The sequence below is a fragment of the Pseudomonas wayambapalatensis genome (assembly GCF_049942315.1).
Classification (GTDB): domain Bacteria; phylum Pseudomonadota; class Gammaproteobacteria; order Pseudomonadales; family Pseudomonadaceae; genus Aquipseudomonas; species Aquipseudomonas wayambapalatensis.
Genome location: NZ_JBNFMU010000167.1, coordinates 1 through 16,926, shown reverse-complemented (window position 1 = coordinate 16,926; position 16,926 = coordinate 1). Strand labels below are relative to the sequence as shown.

Genomic DNA, 16,926 nt, shown 5'->3' with positions numbered 1-16,926 from the left:
TGTGGGAGCGGGCTTGCCCGCGAAAAGGACGCCGCAAAAGGCGAGTGTTACTCGGAACGCTTGATCAACCGTTCCATCCGCGCTTCAAGGCGACGCTTGACCTCGGTCTCGATGTGCGGAACGAAGTCGTTGATCACGTCCTGCATGATCGATTGCGCCGCAGCGCGCAGTTCGGTGTCCAGGTGCAGCAGGGTGTCCTGGCGGCGAGTCTGGGCATCCTCTATCGGTGCGCTGGCCGCGGACGGTTCGACGGCGCTTGGCGCGTTGCCGACCGGCTCATCGAGCAGCAGGGGAATCTGTTCGACCGTTTCGGTCAGCAGCGGCGGTTGCAGGTCGGCGTCGCCAAGCAGTTGGCGGATCGACTCGAGATCGTCGAGCAGGTGGGCGGATTGGGTCAGTGAAGAGGGTTTGTCCATCGTCGTCAAAGTCGCTGTAAGCGGTGGTCTTGCAGAGCATAGCCCTGTTCGCGGTAGAAACGGAACCGCTCGCGGGCCAACTGGCGTATGGACGCCTCCTCGACAACGATCTCGGCGACCCGCTCGAACTGGCCGACGAACCCCGGCACATCGCCGCCCAGGTTGATCAGCAGGTCGCGGTGCTCGCCAGCCGTGCCACCAAGGCCCAGCGCGACACTGGCATCGGCATGTTGCTCGGCCAGATCGTGTGGCACGAAGGCCTCGCCCTTGAAGCACCACAGGCGTTCGTCCAGTGCGTTTCGCTGTTCGTCGTCCTGGCAGTGCAGGTAGACCCGGTGGCCGAGGCGCCAGGCCTTTTCGCACAGCTTGCAGGCGAAATCCAGGCGTGCGGCGAGGGAGTCGGTGGGGAGGATGTAGAAGTCGACTTTGCTCATGGTCAGGTACGTTGAGCTGGAAGGTGGGTGTCCGTGACGGCCCTATCGCGGGGCGAGCCCGCTCCCACAGGTTCGCTGCAGTGCTGAATCTGTGGGAGCGCGCTTGCCCGCGATAGGGTCGCCATGGTCTTACGTCATCAGATACCCGCGCGGTCCAGCAGGTACTGGGTCAGCAGCGGAACCGGGCGGCCGGTGGCGCCCTTGTCCTTGCCACCGCTGACCCATGCGGTACCGGCGATGTCCAGGTGGGCCCAGCTGTAGTTCTTGGTGAAGCGCGACAGGAAGCAGCCCGCGGTGATGGTGCCGGCCTTTGGGCCGCCGATGTTGGCGATGTCGGCGAACGGGCTGTCCAGTTGTTCCTGGTACTCGTCGAACAGCGGCAGTTGCCAGGCGCGGTCGTCGGCGCGCTTGCCGGCGTCGAGCAACTGGCCGACCAGGTCGTCGTTGTTGCCCATCAGGCCCGAGGTGTGGCTGCCAAGGGCAACGATGCAAGCGCCGGTGAGGGTGGCGATGTCGATCACCGCCTGCGGTTTGAAGCGCTCGGCGTAGGTCAGCGTGTCGCACAGCACCAGACGGCCTTCGGCGTCGGTGTTGAGGATCTCGACGGTCTGGCCGCTCATGGTGGTGACGATGTCGCCCGGGCGAGTCGCGCCGCCGCTGGGCATGTTTTCGGCGCACGCCAGCAGGCACACCAGGTTGATCGGCAACTGCAGTTCGAGCACCGCGCGCAGGGTGCCGAACACGCTGGCGGCACCGCCCATGTCGTACTTCATCTCATCCATGCCGGCGCCGGGCTTGAGGCTGATGCCGCCGGTGTCGAAGGTGATGCCCTTGCCGACCAGCACGAACGGCTTGTCGGTCTTCTTGGCACCTTGGTACTGCATGACGATCAGCCGTGGCGGCTGGTCGCTGCCCTGGCCAACGGCATAGAACGCGCCCATGCCCAGGTCCTTGATCTTCTTCTCGTCGAGTACTTCGACCTTCAGGCCCTTGTGCGCCTTGCCCAGTTCCTTGGCCTGCTCGGCGAGGAAGCTCGGGTGGCAGATGTTCGGCGGCAGATTGCCCAGGTCGCGGGTCAGGCTCATGCCGGTGGTGATCGCGGTGGCATGCTTGACCGCGCGCTCGACTTCAGCCTGGCCGGCCTTGTCGGCGAGCAGGGTGACTTTCTTCAGGGCGCGCGGTTCGGCCTTCTGGCTCTTGAAACGGTCGAACACATAGGCGCCGTCGAGCAGGGTTTCGGCCAGCAGGCGATATTTGCCGTAATGACCGTCGCGGTTGGCCACGGCGATGTCGTCCAGGGCCAGCACGGCGTCACCGCCTGCCAGGTTGCGCAGCACGCCGGCAACGCTGGCGATCAGCTTGCGCCAGGCACGATCACCCAGCGCTTCATCCTTGCCGCTGCCAACCAGCAGTACGCGCTCGGCCTTGAGGCCCGGCAGGCTCTGCAGCAGCAGGGTCTGGCCCGGCTTGCCGGCCAGGTCGCCGCGCTTGAGGATGGCGCTGATGGCGCCATCGGTCGCCTGATCAACGGCCTTGGCCACGGTGCCAAGCTTACGGCCTTCACCGACTGGCACGACCAGGGTGGCGGTTTTCACGGATGCTGCGGCTACGGTCTTTACAACCAGTTCCATGTCAGGTTCCCCGAATGATCTCTGTTGTTGGCCACTGCCGCACACGGGGTACGACAGGCCTGGCCGCGTGCTTGCGTGCCAGTTGAAAAGCAGCCAGTTTGAGCCTGCCGCCGCCTCGCTGACAACCCCGGTCTATGCTTTTGCGGGGCAGTGTCTGCTTCAATGATGGGGCTTTGCCGCATTTTTGCGGGCATGACATCCACTGTCATGCGCCGCCAAGTGACAGGCGCGCCCAATCACAGGATAATGCGCGCACTTTTACATGGAGGTTCGCTTGAGGCGAACCGGCATAGGTCTTGGCTGTACTCAGTCATTGTCTGGCAATCCGCCCCTGACAACCCAGGAGTGTCTGGTTTGATCGTCTTTCGTTATCTGTCCCGCGAGGTCCTGGTGACCTTGAGCGCCGTCAGCGCTGTGCTGTTGGTGATCATCATGAGCGGGCGCTTCATCAAATACCTGGCCCAGGCGGCCCAGGGTGCGCTCGATCCGGGCGTGCTGTTCCTGATCATGGGCTTCCGCCTGCCGGGCTTCCTGCAGCTGATCCTGCCGCTGGGCCTGTTCCTCGGTATTCTGCTGGCCTATGGACGCCTGTATCTCGAAAGCGAGATGACCGTGCTTTCGGCCACCGGCATGAGCCAGCAGCGACTGCTGACGCTGACGCTGGCGCCGGCTGCGCTGGTCGCGTTGGTGGTGGCCTGGCTGAGCCTGAGCCTGGCCCCCCAGGGTGTGTCCCAGGTGCAGAAGATCATCGCCCAGCAGGATGCCCTGACCGAGTTCGACACCCTTGTGCCGGGGCGTTTCCAGACCCTGCGTGACGGCACCCGTGTCACCTACACCGAGCGGATGTCCGACGATCGCGTCAATCTGGGCGGGGTGTTCATTTCCGAGAAACGCTTCAACCAGGACAAGACCAAGGACCGTGCACCGTCGGTACTGGTGGCAGAAAAAGGCCACCAGGAAGTGCAGCCTGATGGCAACCGCTACCTGATCCTGGAAAACGGTTACCGTTACGACGGCAACCCTGGCCAGGCCGACTATCGGGCGATCAAGTACGACACCTACGGTGTGCTGCTGCCCAAGCCTGAGGTCAGCGAGGAGGTTACCGAGCGTGAAGCCATCCCGACCACCGACCTGTTCGGGCATGATGGCCTGCGTGAGCGCGCCGAACTGCAATGGCGCCTGTCACTGCCGTTGCTGGTATTCATCGTGACCCTGCTGGCGGTGCCGCTGTCCAAGGTCAACCCGCGCCAGGGCCGCTTCCTCAAGTTGCTGCCGGCGATCCTCCTGTACATGGCCTACCTGACGATGCTGATTTCCGTTCGCGGCGCCCTCGAGAAGGGCAAGTTGCCGATCTCTCTGGGCATCTGGTGGGTGCACGCGTTGTTCCTGCTCATCGGCCTGGCGCTGATGTACTGGGAGCCGCTGCGCCTGAAGATGGCCGCGCGCCGAGCGGGGGTGGCCCATGGTTAAGATCGATCGGTATATCGGCCAGAGCGTACTGCTGGCCATTCTGGCCGTGCTGGGGATCATCCTCGGCCTGGCTTCGCTGTTCGCCTTCATCGACGAGATGGGCGATCTGAGCGACACCTATACACTGCTCGACGCCAGCAGCTACGTGCTGCTCACCGCGCCGCGTCGGCTGTATGACATGCTGCCGATGGCTGCGCTGATCGGCTGCCTGATCGGCCTGGGCAGCCTGGCCAGCAGCAGCGAGCTGACCATCATGCGTGCTGCGGGCGTGTCCATCGGTCGTATCGTCTGGGCAGTGATGAAGCCGATGCTGGTGCTGATGCTGGTCGGTCTGCTGATTGGCGAATACGTCGCCCCGGTCACCGAGAACAAGGCCCAGGCCGAGCGCTCGCTGGCCCAGGGCGGTGGTGAGGCGCAAAGCTCCAAGCGCGGCATGTGGCACCGCCAGGGCGAAGAGTTCGTGCACATCAACTCGGTACAGCCCAACGGCTTGCTGCTCGGTGTGACCCGCTACCGTTTCGACGAGCAACGCAAGATCGTCGCTTCCAGCTTCGCCCGCCGCGCGCTGTACCAGGATCAGCGCTGGGTGCTGCACGACGTCAGCACCACGTTCTTCCGTGGCGACCACACCGAAGTGGTGCAGGCACCGGAAGAAATCTGGGACGTGTCGGTGACGCCGGAATTACTCAATACCGTGGTGCTGCCACCCGAGTCGTTGTCGATCACCGGGTTGTGGGAATACATCCACTACCTGGCCGACCAGGGCCTGAACAACGCCCGTTACTGGCTGGCGTTCTGGACCAAGATCCTGCAACCGGCGGTGACCGCTGCACTGGTCCTGATGGCGATTTCCTTCATCTTCGGCCCGCTGCGCTCGGTGACCCTGGGTCAGCGCGTGTTTACCGGCGTGCTGGTGGGCTTCGTGTTCCGCATCGCCCAGGACCTGCTGGGGCCGTCGAGCCAGGTGTTCGGTTTCCCGCCGCTGTTGGCGGTGGTGATTCCGGCCGGGATCTGTGCGCTGGCCGGTGTGTGGTTGTTGCGTCGGGCAGGGTGATGAGCCAGGCGTGAATGAGAAAGCCGACCCCAGGGTCGGCTTTTTTGTGGCTCGAAGTTGGCTTTATCGCAGCCCAGGGTCATTTCTTCTGCTTCGGAATCCGCACCAACTGGGTTTCCGAGTAGATGTCATGCCAGCTGCGCTTGCGCTTGTCGATCAACGACCAGACGAACCCCAGCCCCAGGCACAACCACGACGCGATCGACACCACGAAGCGCAACAGCGCCTGCCACAAACTGATCGCGCTGCCGTCGGCATTCTGTACACGTACGCCCCACACTTGCATACCCAGGGTCTGGCCGCCGTGGGTCCAGAATTTGGCGAAGAAGCCGAACAGGGCAAACAACAGGACGGTGGACAACAGCGGATCGCCATCGAGCGCCCCGGCGTCGGTCAGCTCACGCATGCGGGCCTCGCCGATGATCGACATCTGCACCAACTTGTAGACACCTGCCGTGACGATCAGCAGGGCGGTGCACAGTAGGAAGTCATAGAACATTGCCGCCAGACGGCGCCCCAGGCCTGCGGGCGGGAAATCGCCCTGGGGGGTGAGAGAACGCTTGGACATGCAGGAGGGCTCCGGGTGGAAAGTCCTCATTCTATGAAATTGCAGGCACAAAAAAGCCCCTGCGCGTCAACGCAGGGGCTTTTTCACAGAAATCAGCCTTCTGCTTGTACTTCGTCAGCCTGCATGCCTTTCTGGCCCTGCACTGCAACGAAGGTGACTTTCTGGCCTTCTTTCAGGCTCTTGAAGCCGTTGCCTTGGATGGCGCGGAAGTGAACGAACAGATCCGGACCGCTCTCTGGGGTGATGAAGCCGTAACCTTTCTCGTCATTGAACCACTTGACGGTACCGTTCTGACGCTCAGCCATTTTCTTATTTCCTATGAATCTTTAGATAGTGATTTCAGTTTCTTTCGCATCACAGAGCGAAAGAGTACTGGGCTGGGTTGCAGGAAAGTAAGAGACGTCGAACGGGTTGTAGCAAATTGCGGCTACTGGCCCAGGTCACGAACTGTTGCGACCCATGCAAACACAGTGAGACGACTCTACGCCAACTCCAGCGACAAAAACAAGCCCCGTTCGGTGCACGGATCAAGGCTTTTGCCGATTACCGACAAAATTGTCGGAAACGGCATGGCGCCTGGCCTGGCGCCATGTTCAAAAGTTATTGCGCAGGTTCGTAAACGAATAAGCGCAGTGTTGTGAGATCGCTTTCAACCTCGGTAGTAACGTTGCGCCACGAAAGGCATTTTGCTGACTTTCAAGGCAACTTGTTTGCCGCGCACGACCGCAAACAATGGCGTTTCCAGTGCGGCATGTTCGTTATCGACATACCCCATTGCAACCGGTGCGCCCAAGGTTGGGCCGAAGCCACCGCTGCAGACCTTGCCGACCGCCTTGCCGTTCGCATCGACGATCTCGGCCCCTTCGCGGACCGGTGTGCGCTCCTGTGGCAGCAGGCCGACGCGCTTGCGTGCCACGCCTTGTTGCTGTTGCGCGAACACCGATTCGGCCCCCGGGAAACCACCGGCACGAGCACCGTCGGCGCGACGAACCTTGGAGATTGCCCACAACAGGCTGGCCTCGATCGGCGTGGTCTGGGTGTCCATGTCGTGGCCGTACAGGCACAGGCCGGCTTCCAGGCGCAGCGAGTCGCGTGCACCCAGGCCGATCGGCTGCACTTCAGGCTCGCTCAGCAGGCGTCGGGCCAGGGCTTCGGCGGCAGTGGCGGGAACCGAGATTTCGTAGCCGTCCTCGCCGGTGTAGCCCGAGCGGCTGACGAAGCAGTCCTCGCCCAACAGCTGCACCGGGCGGAACTGCATGAAGGTCATGCCGGCCACTTCCGGCGCCAGGCGCTCCAGCACCTTGACGGCGGCTGGGCCCTGCAAGGCGAGCAGGGCACGCTCCTCGAACAGGGGCTGGATCTCGCAGCGCTGGCCGATGTGTTTCTGCAAGTGAGCCAGGTCCTGATCCTTGCAGGCGGCATTGACCACCAGGAACAGCGCGTCATCGCCCAGGTTGGCCACCATCAGGTCGTCGAGGATGCCACCTTGCTCATTGGTGAACATGGCGTAGCGCTGCATGCCCACCGGCAGGTCGATGATGTCTACCGGCACCAGGCTTTCCAAGGCCTTGGCCGCGTCGCTGCCACGCAATACGATCTGGCCCATGTGCGACACATCGAACAGGCCGGCCTGCTCGCGGGTGTGCAGGTGCTCCTTGAGCACGCCCAATGGGTACTGCACCGGCATGTCGAAGCCTGCGAACGGCACCATGCGCGCGCCCAGTTCCAGGTGAAGGGCGTGGAGCGGGGTCTTGAGCAACGTTTCGGACATCGGTAACTCCTTGGTTTTTGTTCGGGTCAACATTCGATGATGTTGACGGCCAGACCGCCGCGGGCGGTCTCCTTGTATTTGCTTTTCATGTCGGCGCCGGTCTGGCGCATGGTGCGAATGACCTTGTCGAGCGAGACGAAGTGCTGCCCGTCGCCGCGCAAGGCCATGCGCACGGCGTTGATCGCCTTGACCGAGCCCATGGCGTTGCGTTCGATGCAGGGCACCTGGACCAGCCCACCGATGGGGTCGCAGGTCAGGCCCAGGTTGTGTTCCATGCCGATTTCGGCGGCGTTCTCCACCTGCTGCGGGGTGCCGCCCATGACTTCGCAGAGGGCGCCCGCCGCCATCGAGCAGGCCACCCCCACTTCGCCCTGGCAGCCGACCTCGGCGCCGGAAATCGAGGCGTTCTCTTTGTAGAGGATGCCGATGGCGGCTGCGGTGAGCAGAAAACGCACCACGCCGTCTTCGCTGGCGCCGGGAACGAACCGCATGTAGTAGTGCAGCACCGCGGGGACGATACCCGCCGCGCCGTTGGTCGGTGCGGTGACGACGCGTCCGCCATAGGCGTTCTCTTCGTTGACCGCCAAGGCGTAGAGGTTGACCCAGTCGAGTACCGACAGCGCATCGCGCAGACTGGCTTCGGGGTGTCGGCTGAGCTGGCGGTACAAAGCAGGGGCGCGGCGCTTGACCTTGAGGCCACCCGGCAGAATGCCCTCGTGGCGACAGCCCGCTTCGACGCAATCCTGCATGACCTGCCAGATGCGCAGCAGGCCTGCACGGGTTTCATGTTCGGGTCGCCAGGCGGCTTCGTTGGCGAGCATCACCTGGCTGAACGACAGATGCTGCGCGACGCAATGGCCGAGCAGTTGCTTTGCCGTCGTGAAGGGGTAGGGCAGGGCGGTGTTGTCTTCGACGATACGGTCCTGGCCGGCTGCATCCTGGTCGACGACGAAACCGCCGCCCACCGAGTAGTACTCGCGGCTGCGGATCTGCAGGCCGGCGGCATCGAAAGCACGGAAGATCATGCCGTTGGGGTGGTAGTCCAGTGGCTTGCGGATCATCGCCAGGTGCTGCTTCTCGACGAAGTCGATTCTGTGTTCGCCAAGCAGATGCAGGTGACCGCTGGCGCGGATCGCCTGCAGGCGCTCGGGGATGGATTCGGTGTCGACGGTGTCGGGGTGTTCACCCTCGAGCCCCAGGAGCACAGCCTTGTCGCTGCCGTGACCCTTGCCGGTGGCACCGAGCGAGCCGTATAGCTCGGCCTTGACGCTGGCCGTGCTGGCCAGCAGGCCATCGCGCCGCAGCCCCTCGGCGAAGCGCGCGGCGGCGCGCATCGGGCCGACCGTGTGCGAACTGGAGGGGCCGATGCCGATCTTGAACAGGTCGAAGACGCTCAAAGACATGGTGACCTCCTGCCAGGTTGGTTGGGCAGATGCTGAACCCTGTGGGAGCGGGCTTGCCCGGTCCCACAGAGGAACACACCTCTATCAGAGGGCGGGCCGAGGGCTATCAGACGTCCTGATAGCTCTCGATCGACGGGCAGGCGCAGACCAGGTTGCGATCGCCGTACACGTTGTCGACCCGTCCGACCGGTGGCCAGTACTTGCCTTCCACCAGGCTCGGCAGCGGATACACCGCCTGCTCGCGGCTGTAGCCGTGGGACCATTCGCCAACCAGCTCCGCCGCCGTGTGCGGGGCGTTCTTCAGCGGGTTGTCGTCCTTGTCCAGGCTGCCGTTCTCCACGGCGCGAATCTCTTCGCGGATCTGGATCATCGCATCGCAGAAACGGTCCAGCTCTTCCTTGGACTCGCTTTCGGTCGGTTCGATCATCAGCGTGCCCGCCACCGGGAAGGACATGGTCGGGGCATGGAAGCCGAAGTCGATCAAACGCTTGGCCACGTCATCCACGCTGATGCCGCTGGTGTCCTTGAGCGGACGCAGGTCGAGGATGCATTCGTGGGCAACCAGACCGTTGCCGCCGGTGTACAGCACAGGATAGTGCTCTTCCAGGCGACGGGCGATGTAGTTGGCGTTGAGGATCGCCATCTGCGATGCGCGCTTGAGGCCTGCGCCACCCATCATGCGAATGTACATCCAGGTGATCGGCAGGATGCTGGCGCTGCCGAACGGTGCAGCGCAAACCGCACCGGCAGTGTTTTCCAGAGTGGCATGGCCGGGCAGGAACGGCGCCAGGTGCGACTTGACGCCGATTGGGCCGACGCCCGGGCCGCCACCGCCGTGGGGGATGCAGAAGGTCTTGTGCAGGTTGAGGTGCGACACATCGCCACCGAACTTGCCCGGCGCACACAGGCCGACCATGGCGTTCATGTTGGCGCCGTCGATGTACACCTGGCCGCCGTTGTCGTGAATGATCGCGCAGATCTCGCCGATCGCCTCCTCGAACACACCATGGGTCGAGGGGTAGGTGATCATGATGGCTGCCAGGCGCTCGCGGTGCTCGAGGGCCTTGGCGCGCAGGTCGTCGATGTCGACGTTGCCCCGGGCGTCGCAGGCGGTGACCACCACGCGCATGCCGGCCATGTGTGCGGTGGCCGGGTTGGTGCCGTGGGCCGACGAGGGGATCAGGCAGATGTCGCGGTGGCTATCGCCGCGGCTGCGGTGATAGGCGCGGATCGCCAGCAGGCCCGCGTATTCGCCTTGGGAGCCGGCATTGGGCTGCAGCGACACGGCATCGTAGCCGGTGCCGGCGCAGAGCATGGCTTCAAGCTCGGTGGTCATCTGCAGGTAGCCCTGGCTCTGGGCGGCCGGGGCGAAGGGGTGCAGGTTGCCGAACTCGGCCCAGGTGACCGGAATCATTTCGCTGGCAGCGTTGAGCTTCATGGTGCACGAGCCCAGCGGGATCATGCTGCGGTCCAGCGCCAGGTCCTTGTCGGCCAGGCGGCGCAGGTAGCGCATCAGTTCGGTTTCGCTGTGGTAGCGGTTGAACACCGGGTGCTCGAGGATCGCTGATTGGCGCACCAGCGCAGCCGGCAGGCGCGGGCTGTGGTTGGCGGCGAGGGCGGCGAAGTCCGGCAGCGCCTGGCCATCGGCGAACAACGCCCAGAGCGCCTCGACATCGGCCTGGCAGGTGGTTTCGTCCAGCGAAAGGCCAAGGTGCGTGGCGTCGACCTGGCGCAGGTTGAAGCCCTTGGTACGGGCTTGCTCATGAAGGCTGGTGGTATCGGTGCCAGTGGCCAGGGTCAGGGTGTCGAAGAACTCGCCAGTGATGACCTGAACGCCGAGCGACTTCAGGCCGCTGGCGAGGATGGCCGTGAGCGCGTGGGTGCGTTCGGCGATGCGCTTGAGACCGGCCGGGCCGTGGTAGACGGCGTACATGCTGGCGATGTTGGCCAGCAGTACCTGGGCGGTGCAGATGTTGCTGGTGGCTTTCTCGCGGCGGATATGCTGCTCGCGGGTCTGCATGGCCAGGCGCAGGGCGGTCTTGCCGAAGCGGTCGATCGAGACACCGACCAGGCGGCCTGGCATGTCACGCTTGAAGGCATCGCGGGTGGCGAAGTAGGCCGCGTGCGGGCCGCCGAAGCCCAGCGGTACGCCGAAGCGCTGGGCGCTGCCGATGGCCACGTCGGCGTCGAATTCGCCCGGCGGGGTCAGCAGGGTCAGGGCCAGCAGGTCGGCGGCCACGGCCACCAGGGCACCGGCGCCGTGCAGGCGCTGGACCAGCTCGCGGTAGTCGAACACATCACCGTTGCTTGCCGGGTATTGCAGCAGGGCACCGAAGAAGGCGCTGACATCGCCCAGTTCACGCTCGTCACCCACCACCACTTCGATGCCCAGCGGCTCGGCGCGGGTACGCAGCACGTCGAGGGTCTGCGGGTGGCAGTGCACGGAAGCGAAGAAGGCATGGCTGCCCTTGTTCTTCGACAGGCGTTTGCAGAAGGTCATCGCCTCGGCGGCGGCGGTGGCTTCGTCGAGCAGCGAAGCGTTGGCGATCGGCAGGCCGGTGAGGTCGCTGATCAGGGTCTGGAAGTTCAGCAGTGCTTCCAGGCGACCCTGGGAGATTTCTGGCTGGTAGGGGGTGTAGGCGGTGTACCAGGCCGGGTTTTCCAGGAGGTTGCGCAGGATCGGTGCTGGCGTGTGGGTGTTGTAGTAGCCCTGGCCGATGAAGCTCTTGAACAGCTGGTTCTTGCCGGCGATCGCCTTGAGGGCGGCGAGGGCATCGGCCTCGCTCTGGCCGTCGGCGTTACCGAGCACGCTGGTGCCCTTGATGCTGTCGGGAATGACAGCGGCGGTCATGGCGTCGAGGGAGTCGAAGCCCAGGGTGGTCAGCATGGCCTGTTCGTCGGTGCTGCGCGGACCGATGTGACGGGCGATGAATTCGTTGGCGGTGCCGAGGTTGATGGTCATGGTCGTGGTCCTCAGGCGTCGTCGTTGGCTTTGAGCAGGCGGTCGTAGGCATCCTGGTCGAGCAGGGCGGTCACCTCGCTCATGTCTGCAGGAACGAAGCGGAAGAACCAGCCTTCGCCCAGCGGGTCTTCGTTGACCTGCTCGGGGCTGTCGTTGAGGCCTTCGTTGACCGCGACCACTTCACCGTTCAGCGGCATGTATACACCGCTGGCAGCCTTGACCGATTCGACGGTGGAGGCTTCGGCGCCTTTTTCATAGTGCTGCAGCTCCGGCAGTTGCACGAAGACCACATCGCCAAGGGCGTTCTGGGCATAGGCGGTGATGCCTACGGTGACGCTGCCGTCAGCTTCGACGCGCAGCCATTCGTGATCTTCGGTGAAACGCAACTCGCTCATGGGAAATCCTCGGGAAGCAGGGGGCGTTGGGCGCGGTCGGTCCGCGCTCTTGAGATTGGATTTCCCTAAGCAATAATGCGGCCATTTATTTAAATCACTATAAAATCAATGACTTATTTATTTATTGGCGAACGCTTGCCACATCTTTGGAATGAAAACGCTACAGTGCGGGCTTAGAAGAAAAGGCTCGAGCGATCAAACCCTTGGAGATGGGGATGCAAGATGCCTTGTATCGAAATGATTACGGTGTATCGATATCGATACAAGGCGGCAGGCAGGTTATAGCGGGGTAAAGAAGGGCAACGCCAGGTACAGCTTGATCACGATGACATTGACGATGTCGATGAAGAACGCCCCCACCATGGGTACGACGAGAAAGGCGATCTGCGATGCACCGTAGCGCTGGGTCACCGCTTGCATGTTGGCGATGGCGGTGGGGGTGGCGCCGAGTCCGAATCCGCAATGCCCGGCTGCCAGCACCGCCGCATCATAATTGCGCCCCATGACCCTGAAGGTGACGAAGATCGCGAACAGTGCCATGACCAGTGTCTGTGCACCCAACAGGATCAGGAAGGGCAGTGCCAGGGCGGCCAGGTCCCAGAGTTTCAGGGACATCAACGCCAAGGCCAGGAACAGCGACAGTGCGACATTGCCCAGTACCGAAATCTCGCGTTCGAACACTTGGTACCCACCCCCGGCGGACAGTCCGTTCCTCAGCACGACACCCACGAACAGCACGCAGACGAAGGTCGGAAGTTCGAACGCGGTGCCGCGCAACAGGCTGTTCAACAGGGTGCCTGCCAACAGGCTGACCGAGATCAGCGCCAGGCTTTCGATCATCGAGAAAGGGGTGATCAGGCGTTCCTTGTTGGGCTGTTCGAAGCCTTTCGGTATGCGAGGTGTTTCAGGTTCGAGGCCGGGGGCCTGGACGCGGCTGACCAGCAACCGGGCTACAGGACCACCGATCAGTCCGCCCAGCACCAGGCCGAAGGTGGCCGAAGCCAACGCCAGTTCGCTGGCCGAGGGTAGTCCGTACTGGGTGCTGAAGGTCGAGCCCCAGGCGGCCCCTGTACCGTGGCCGCCCGAGAGCGAGATCGAGCCTGCCAGCAGCCCCATGAGTGGGTCGAGGCCCAGCAGTTTTGCCAGGCTGATACCGATGGCGTTCTGCACGATCAGAAACCCGGTAACGACTAGTAGGAAGAGTCCGACAGTTCGTCCGCCTTTTTTCAGGCTGCCGAGGTCGGCGCTCAGACCGATGGTAGCGAAGAAGGCCAGCATCAGTGGGGCTTGCAGGGAGGTGTCGAACTGGATGTGTATGTCCAGGGCCCGGAGTGACAGCAACAGCACGGCAACGACCAGGCCGCCTGCGACGGGTTCGGGGATGTTGTAGGTACGCAGGACGTTGACGTGGGCGACAAGACCGCGTCCGAGTAGCAGTACCAGTGAGGCGGCCACGAGAGTGCCATAGAAATCGAGTTCGAGCATTGAAACGCCACTCTTTGTCACTGTGAGAGAGGTGTTCCTGAGCGCGCTTTCGATCGTGCGCAGGGGCTTTATCGAAGATGCACCCGGAACACGCGTGCGGTGGTACGGCCGCCATTCTAAGTGGGAGGGGCTTGGTTCAATATGTAGGAAAAATCTGCAAAAACGGGTTTATCTGGTGCGCTCCAAGCTCAAGACTTGCCTGGAATTCCGTACTTGCGCAGTCGCTGGGCGATCGCGGTATGTGAAGTCTGCAGCCTTCCCGCCAACTGTCGGGTCGAGGGATAGCTGGCATACAGGCGCTGCAATAGCTCACGCTCGAAGTCGCCTACCGCCTGTTCCAGGCTCGCCACCTCACCATCCTGCCCACGTGCCACTGAGGTTCCGGCGATATCCAGGTCGCCGATATCCACCAGGTTGCTCTCGCAGATCGCCGCTGCGCGGAAGATCACGTTCTGCAACTGGCGGACGTTGCCCGGCCAGGGGTTGGCCAGCAGTGCCGGATGGGTGGCCGGGGTCAGGCGGCAGGGCGGGCGCTGGATCTGGGTGCAGGCCTGCTGCATGAAGAAATGCGCCAGTGACAGGATGTCCTGGCCGCGCTCACGTAGTGGCGGGACTTGCAGGTTGAGGACGTTCAGGCGGTAGAACAGGTCTTCGCGGAAAGTGCCTTCGGCGACCATGCGTTCGAGGTCGCGGTGGGTGGCGCTGATGATGCGCACATCGACCTTCACCTCGCGGTCGCCCCCCACCCGGCGAAAGCTGCCGTCGCTGAGAAAGCGCAGTAGCTTGGCCTGCAGGTAGGGCGACATTTCGCCGATCTCGTCGAGGAATACCGTGCCTTGGTTGGCCAGCTCCATCAACCCGGGTTTGCCCCCACGTTGTGCGCCAGTGAAGGCGCCGGGGGCATAGCCGAACAGCTCGCTCTCGGCCAGGCTCTCGGGCAATGCGGCGCAGTTGAGTGCCAGGAATGGCGCGGCATGACGGCTGCTGACGGCGTGACAGGCGCGTGCTACCAGCTCCTTGCCGGTGCCGGTCTCGCCGTGCACCAGCAAGGGGGCATCGAGGGTGGCCACGCGCAGGGCGCGGGCCTTGAGCGTGCGGATCGCCGGAGAGTCGCCGAGCAGCGCATCGAAGCCTTCGGCGTGATCATGGTGCAGCGCCGACAGGCGTTCGCCCATGCGGTTGGGTGGATACAGGGTAAGCAAGCCGCCAGCGTTGGTGATCGGCGTGGCATCGAGCAGCAGGCTCTGGCCATTGAGCTGCATCTCGCGCATCGGCAGGTGGAAGTTGTTGTCGAGCAGGGCCTGGAGCAGGTCGCTGTCAGCAAACAGCTCGCCCACCGATCGACCGGCCGATTCGCGTCCGCACAACGCGATCAACGCAGGGTTGGCCAGCAGCACCTTGCCGGCGCTGTCCACTGCCAGCACCGGGTCGCTCATGGCCGCGAGCAGGGCGTCGAGCTGCAGGTGGCGACGCTGGCCGGGGAGGATGTCGACCACTTCCACCGACTGCACGCCGCGCACCTCGAACAGGGCGTCGTGCAGCTCTTCGAGCACGGCGGGGCTGAGTGTGGGGGCGTCGATGTAGACGTTCGGCGGGACCATCTCCACGGCATCGAGGTTGAGGTTGCGGGCACCGAGCAGGGCCAGGACTTCCTGGGTGATGCCGACGCGGTCGATGAAGCTGACGTGGATGCGCATGGGGGCAACGGGCGTGGGGGAAAGGGCGTCAGTATGCCATTGGCGAGGTGGAAGGCCCAATCGCGGGACAAGTCGGGACGCCGAACCGCCGCTGCGACTTGTCCTGCGATGGTGGTATTACGGATTACCCAGATGCTCGGGCTTGATCGGATCCCCGGACTTCACGTCCAGCTTCTGGCGGATGTCCTCGAACATGTGGTCGTAGAGCTTGTGCGGCGAGCTCAGGTTCTCGAATTTCTTCGGCGCCGGCAGGTGCGCCTGGGCCCTGCGGCTCAACTGCATGAGAAAGCTGGGCAGTACCTGGTCCTTGGCCAGGAAGAATTTTTCGTCGACCGTCTTGCCTTCGATGCTGCCATGCATGCGGAACTGGATACCGCGGCCTTCCGTGGGATCCTGAGTGGCTTCGTACTCGATGTTGAGGTCGTAGCTGTGATCATTCTGGTTCAGCGCCGTGCGCTCGATATGAACATGACCAGGACTGTACTGGGCCATGATGGCGTCCTCCGCAAGGTTGGAAATGGCCGGCGCCGTGCACCGGCCAACTGCACTCAACGGTAGCTGATACCTGGCTTGGCGGTCGATACCCGCGTACCGGCAGTACCCTTGACGATCTCTTCGATATTTTCCAGCGAGCTGATCACCGCAACCTTGCCCGTGTGGCGGGCGAAATCGCAGGCGGCCTGTACCTTCGGCCCCATCGAACCTGCTGCGAAGCCGAGTTTTTCCAGCTCGTCGGGATGCGCCTGGGCAATGGCTTTTTGCGTCGGCTTGCCAAAGTCAATGTAGGCGGCATCGACATCGGTGGCGATGATCAGCAGGTCGGCGTCCAGTTGCTCGGCCAGCAGCGCCGAGCACAGGTCCTTGTCGATCACCGCCTCGATGCCCTTGAGCTTGCGGTTTTCGTCGTACATCGTGGGGATGCCGCCGCCACCGGCGCAGATGACGATGCTGCTTTTTTCCAGCAGCCACTTGATCGGACGGATCTCGAAGATGCGCTTGGGTTTGGGGCTGGCGACCACACGGCGGTACTTGTCGCCGTCGGCCTTGACCACCCAGCCTTTTTCCTTGGCCAGGCGCTCGGCCTCGTCCTTGGCGTAGACCGGGCCGATGAACTTGGTCGGGTCCTTGAAGGCCGGGTCGTTGGCGTCGACCTCGACTTGCGTCAGCAGGGTGGCGAAGGGCACTTCGAAGTCCAGCAGGTTGCCCAGTTCCTGTTCGATCATGTAGCCGATCATGCCTTCGGTCTCGGCACCGAGCACGTCCAGCGGGTAGGCTTCGTCGGGCTTGTAGGCCTGGCCCTGGAGCGACAGCAGGCCGACCTGCGGGCCATTGCCGTGGGCGATGACCAGTTCGTTGCCAGGGTGGATCTTGGCGATCTGCTCGGTGGCAGTACGGATATTGGCGCGCTGGTTGTCGGCGGTCATTGGCTCGCCGCGGCGCAGGAGGGCGTTGCCGCCCAGTGCAACAACGATACGCATGGGGAATGTCCTTTCTGAAGGGCTGCGCAAAACCTCTGTGGGAGCGGGCTCGTCCCGCGATGGCGACCTGCCTGACACACCGTCATCGCGGGACAAGCCCGCTCCCACAGAGGTTTTGCGCAGCCCTTCAGAAAGGACATTCCCCATGCGTATCGTTGTTGC

At 63.4% G+C, this 16,926-nt stretch carries 15 protein-coding genes; 2 read left to right on the top strand and 13 right to left on the bottom strand.

Annotated elements, in window-relative coordinates:
- Window positions 1-47: 47 nt before the first annotated feature.
- From ACPZMI_RS11110 to ACPZMI_RS11100, 3 genes are all read right to left on the bottom strand, one after another.
- On the bottom strand, window positions 48-416 hold the full coding sequence (locus tag ACPZMI_RS11110) for a DNA polymerase III subunit chi (RefSeq protein ID WP_186710303.1): 369 nt from the start codon (window positions 414-416) through the stop codon (window positions 48-50).
- Window positions 417-421: 5 nt separating this feature from the next.
- A complete protein-coding gene (locus tag ACPZMI_RS11105; protein WP_426352230.1) occupies window positions 422-850 on the bottom strand; it encodes a DNA polymerase III subunit chi in 429 nt (142 codons plus the stop codon).
- Window positions 851-987: 137 nt separating this feature from the next.
- Window positions 988-2,481, bottom strand: coding sequence for a leucyl aminopeptidase (locus ACPZMI_RS11100; RefSeq protein WP_186667897.1), 1,494 nt, complete (start codon window positions 2,479-2,481; stop codon window positions 988-990).
- Window positions 2,482-2,835: 354 nt separating this feature from the next.
- On the opposite strand from ACPZMI_RS11100, the gene lptF reads away from it, so the two are divergent.
- The gene (gene lptF, locus ACPZMI_RS11095; protein WP_186667899.1) at window positions 2,836-3,951 is read left to right on the top strand and encodes an LPS export ABC transporter permease LptF; all 1,116 of its coding nucleotides are present in this window, start codon (window positions 2,836-2,838) and stop codon (window positions 3,949-3,951) included.
- Window positions 3,944-5,005: an LPS export ABC transporter permease LptG gene (lptG, locus tag ACPZMI_RS11090; RefSeq protein ID WP_186667901.1), complete on the top strand. Its 1,062-nt coding sequence runs from the start codon at window positions 3,944-3,946 to the stop codon at window positions 5,003-5,005. The genes lptF and lptG overlap by 8 nt, the downstream gene beginning before the upstream one ends.
- A 79-nt stretch (window positions 5,006-5,084) precedes the next feature.
- Here the strand turns inward: lptG and ACPZMI_RS11085 are convergent, their stop codons facing one another.
- The 10 genes from ACPZMI_RS11085 to arcC all read right to left on the bottom strand — a co-directional run bounded on the left by ACPZMI_RS11085 (window position 5,085) and on the right by arcC (window position 16,764).
- Entirely contained in the window at window positions 5,085-5,573 is a 489-nt protein-coding gene (locus ACPZMI_RS11085; protein ID WP_411383856.1) for an RDD family protein, read from the bottom strand.
- Between the two features lie 92 nt (window positions 5,574-5,665).
- Window positions 5,666-5,878 (bottom strand): cold-shock protein, encoded by a 213-nt coding sequence (locus tag ACPZMI_RS11080; protein WP_046854299.1) that lies wholly within the window; start codon window positions 5,876-5,878, stop codon window positions 5,666-5,668.
- A gap of 344 nt (window positions 5,879-6,222) precedes the next feature.
- Window positions 6,223-7,344, bottom strand: coding sequence for a glycine cleavage system aminomethyltransferase GcvT (gcvT, locus tag ACPZMI_RS11075; RefSeq protein ID WP_426352229.1), 1,122 nt, complete (start codon window positions 7,342-7,344; stop codon window positions 6,223-6,225).
- A 26-nt stretch (window positions 7,345-7,370) separates the two neighbouring features.
- Window positions 7,371-8,747, bottom strand: coding sequence for an L-serine ammonia-lyase (locus ACPZMI_RS11070; protein ID WP_186710296.1), 1,377 nt, complete (start codon window positions 8,745-8,747; stop codon window positions 7,371-7,373).
- Between the two features lie 106 nt (window positions 8,748-8,853).
- Window positions 8,854-11,709 carry an aminomethyl-transferring glycine dehydrogenase gene (gcvP, locus tag ACPZMI_RS11065; RefSeq protein WP_426352228.1) on the bottom strand — a complete coding sequence of 952 codons (2,856 nt, stop codon included), beginning with the start codon at window positions 11,707-11,709 and terminating at the stop codon, window positions 8,854-8,856.
- A gap of 11 nt (window positions 11,710-11,720) precedes the next feature.
- A complete protein-coding gene (gene gcvH / locus ACPZMI_RS11060) occupies window positions 11,721-12,104 on the bottom strand; it encodes a glycine cleavage system protein GcvH (protein WP_186667909.1) in 384 nt (127 codons plus the stop codon).
- 279 nt (window positions 12,105-12,383) lie between these two features.
- Window positions 12,384-13,589 (bottom strand): sodium/glutamate symporter, encoded by a 1,206-nt coding sequence (gene gltS, locus ACPZMI_RS11055; RefSeq protein WP_186667911.1) that lies wholly within the window; start codon window positions 13,587-13,589, stop codon window positions 12,384-12,386.
- Between the two features lie 188 nt (window positions 13,590-13,777).
- Window positions 13,778-15,286: a sigma-54-dependent transcriptional regulator gene (locus tag ACPZMI_RS11050; RefSeq protein WP_186721709.1), complete on the bottom strand. Its 1,509-nt coding sequence runs from the start codon at window positions 15,284-15,286 to the stop codon at window positions 13,778-13,780.
- 117 nt (window positions 15,287-15,403) lie between these two features.
- A complete protein-coding gene (locus tag ACPZMI_RS11045) occupies window positions 15,404-15,778 on the bottom strand; it encodes a DUF5064 family protein (RefSeq protein ID WP_186667914.1) in 375 nt (124 codons plus the stop codon).
- 56 nt (window positions 15,779-15,834) lie between these two features.
- Complete coding sequence (gene arcC / locus ACPZMI_RS11040) at window positions 15,835-16,764, bottom strand: carbamate kinase (protein ID WP_186667923.1); 930 nt, start codon at window positions 16,762-16,764, stop codon at window positions 15,835-15,837.
- Between the last annotated feature and the right edge of the window lie 162 nt (window positions 16,765-16,926).

Bases quoted from the DNA above. Each gene is read 5' to 3' on its own strand.
- ACPZMI_RS11110 (WP_186710303.1), bottom strand. From the start codon at position 416: ATGGACAAACCCTCTTCACTGACCCAATCCGCCCACCTGCTCGACGAT.
- ACPZMI_RS11105 (WP_426352230.1), bottom strand. From the start codon at position 850: ATGAGCAAAGTCGACTTCTACATCCTCCCCACCGACTCCCTCGCCGCA.
- ACPZMI_RS11100 (WP_186667897.1), bottom strand. From the start codon at position 2,481: ATGGAACTGGTTGTAAAGACCGTAGCCGCAGCATCCGTGAAAACCGCC.
- lptG (WP_186667901.1), top strand. From the start codon at position 3,944: ATGGTTAAGATCGATCGGTATATCGGCCAGAGCGTACTGCTGGCCATT.
- ACPZMI_RS11085 (WP_411383856.1), bottom strand. From the start codon at position 5,573: ATGTCCAAGCGTTCTCTCACCCCCCAGGGCGATTTCCCGCCCGCAGGC.
- ACPZMI_RS11080 (WP_046854299.1), bottom strand. From the start codon at position 5,878: ATGGCTGAGCGTCAGAACGGTACCGTCAAGTGGTTCAATGACGAGAAA.
- gcvT (WP_426352229.1), bottom strand. From the start codon at position 7,344: ATGTCCGAAACGTTGCTCAAGACCCCGCTCCACGCCCTTCACCTGGAA.
- ACPZMI_RS11070 (WP_186710296.1), bottom strand. From the start codon at position 8,747: ATGTCTTTGAGCGTCTTCGACCTGTTCAAGATCGGCATCGGCCCCTCC.
- gcvP (WP_426352228.1), bottom strand. From the start codon at position 11,709: ATGACCATCAACCTCGGCACCGCCAACGAATTCATCGCCCGTCACATC.
- gcvH (WP_186667909.1), bottom strand. From the start codon at position 12,104: ATGAGCGAGTTGCGTTTCACCGAAGATCACGAATGGCTGCGCGTCGAA.
- gltS (WP_186667911.1), bottom strand. From the start codon at position 13,589: ATGCTCGAACTCGATTTCTATGGCACTCTCGTGGCCGCCTCACTGGTA.
- ACPZMI_RS11050 (WP_186721709.1), bottom strand. From the start codon at position 15,286: ATGCGCATCCACGTCAGCTTCATCGACCGCGTCGGCATCACCCAGGAA.
- ACPZMI_RS11045 (WP_186667914.1), bottom strand. From the start codon at position 15,778: ATGGCCCAGTACAGTCCTGGTCATGTTCATATCGAGCGCACGGCGCTG.
- arcC (WP_186667923.1), bottom strand. From the start codon at position 16,764: ATGCGTATCGTTGTTGCACTGGGCGGCAACGCCCTCCTGCGCCGCGGC.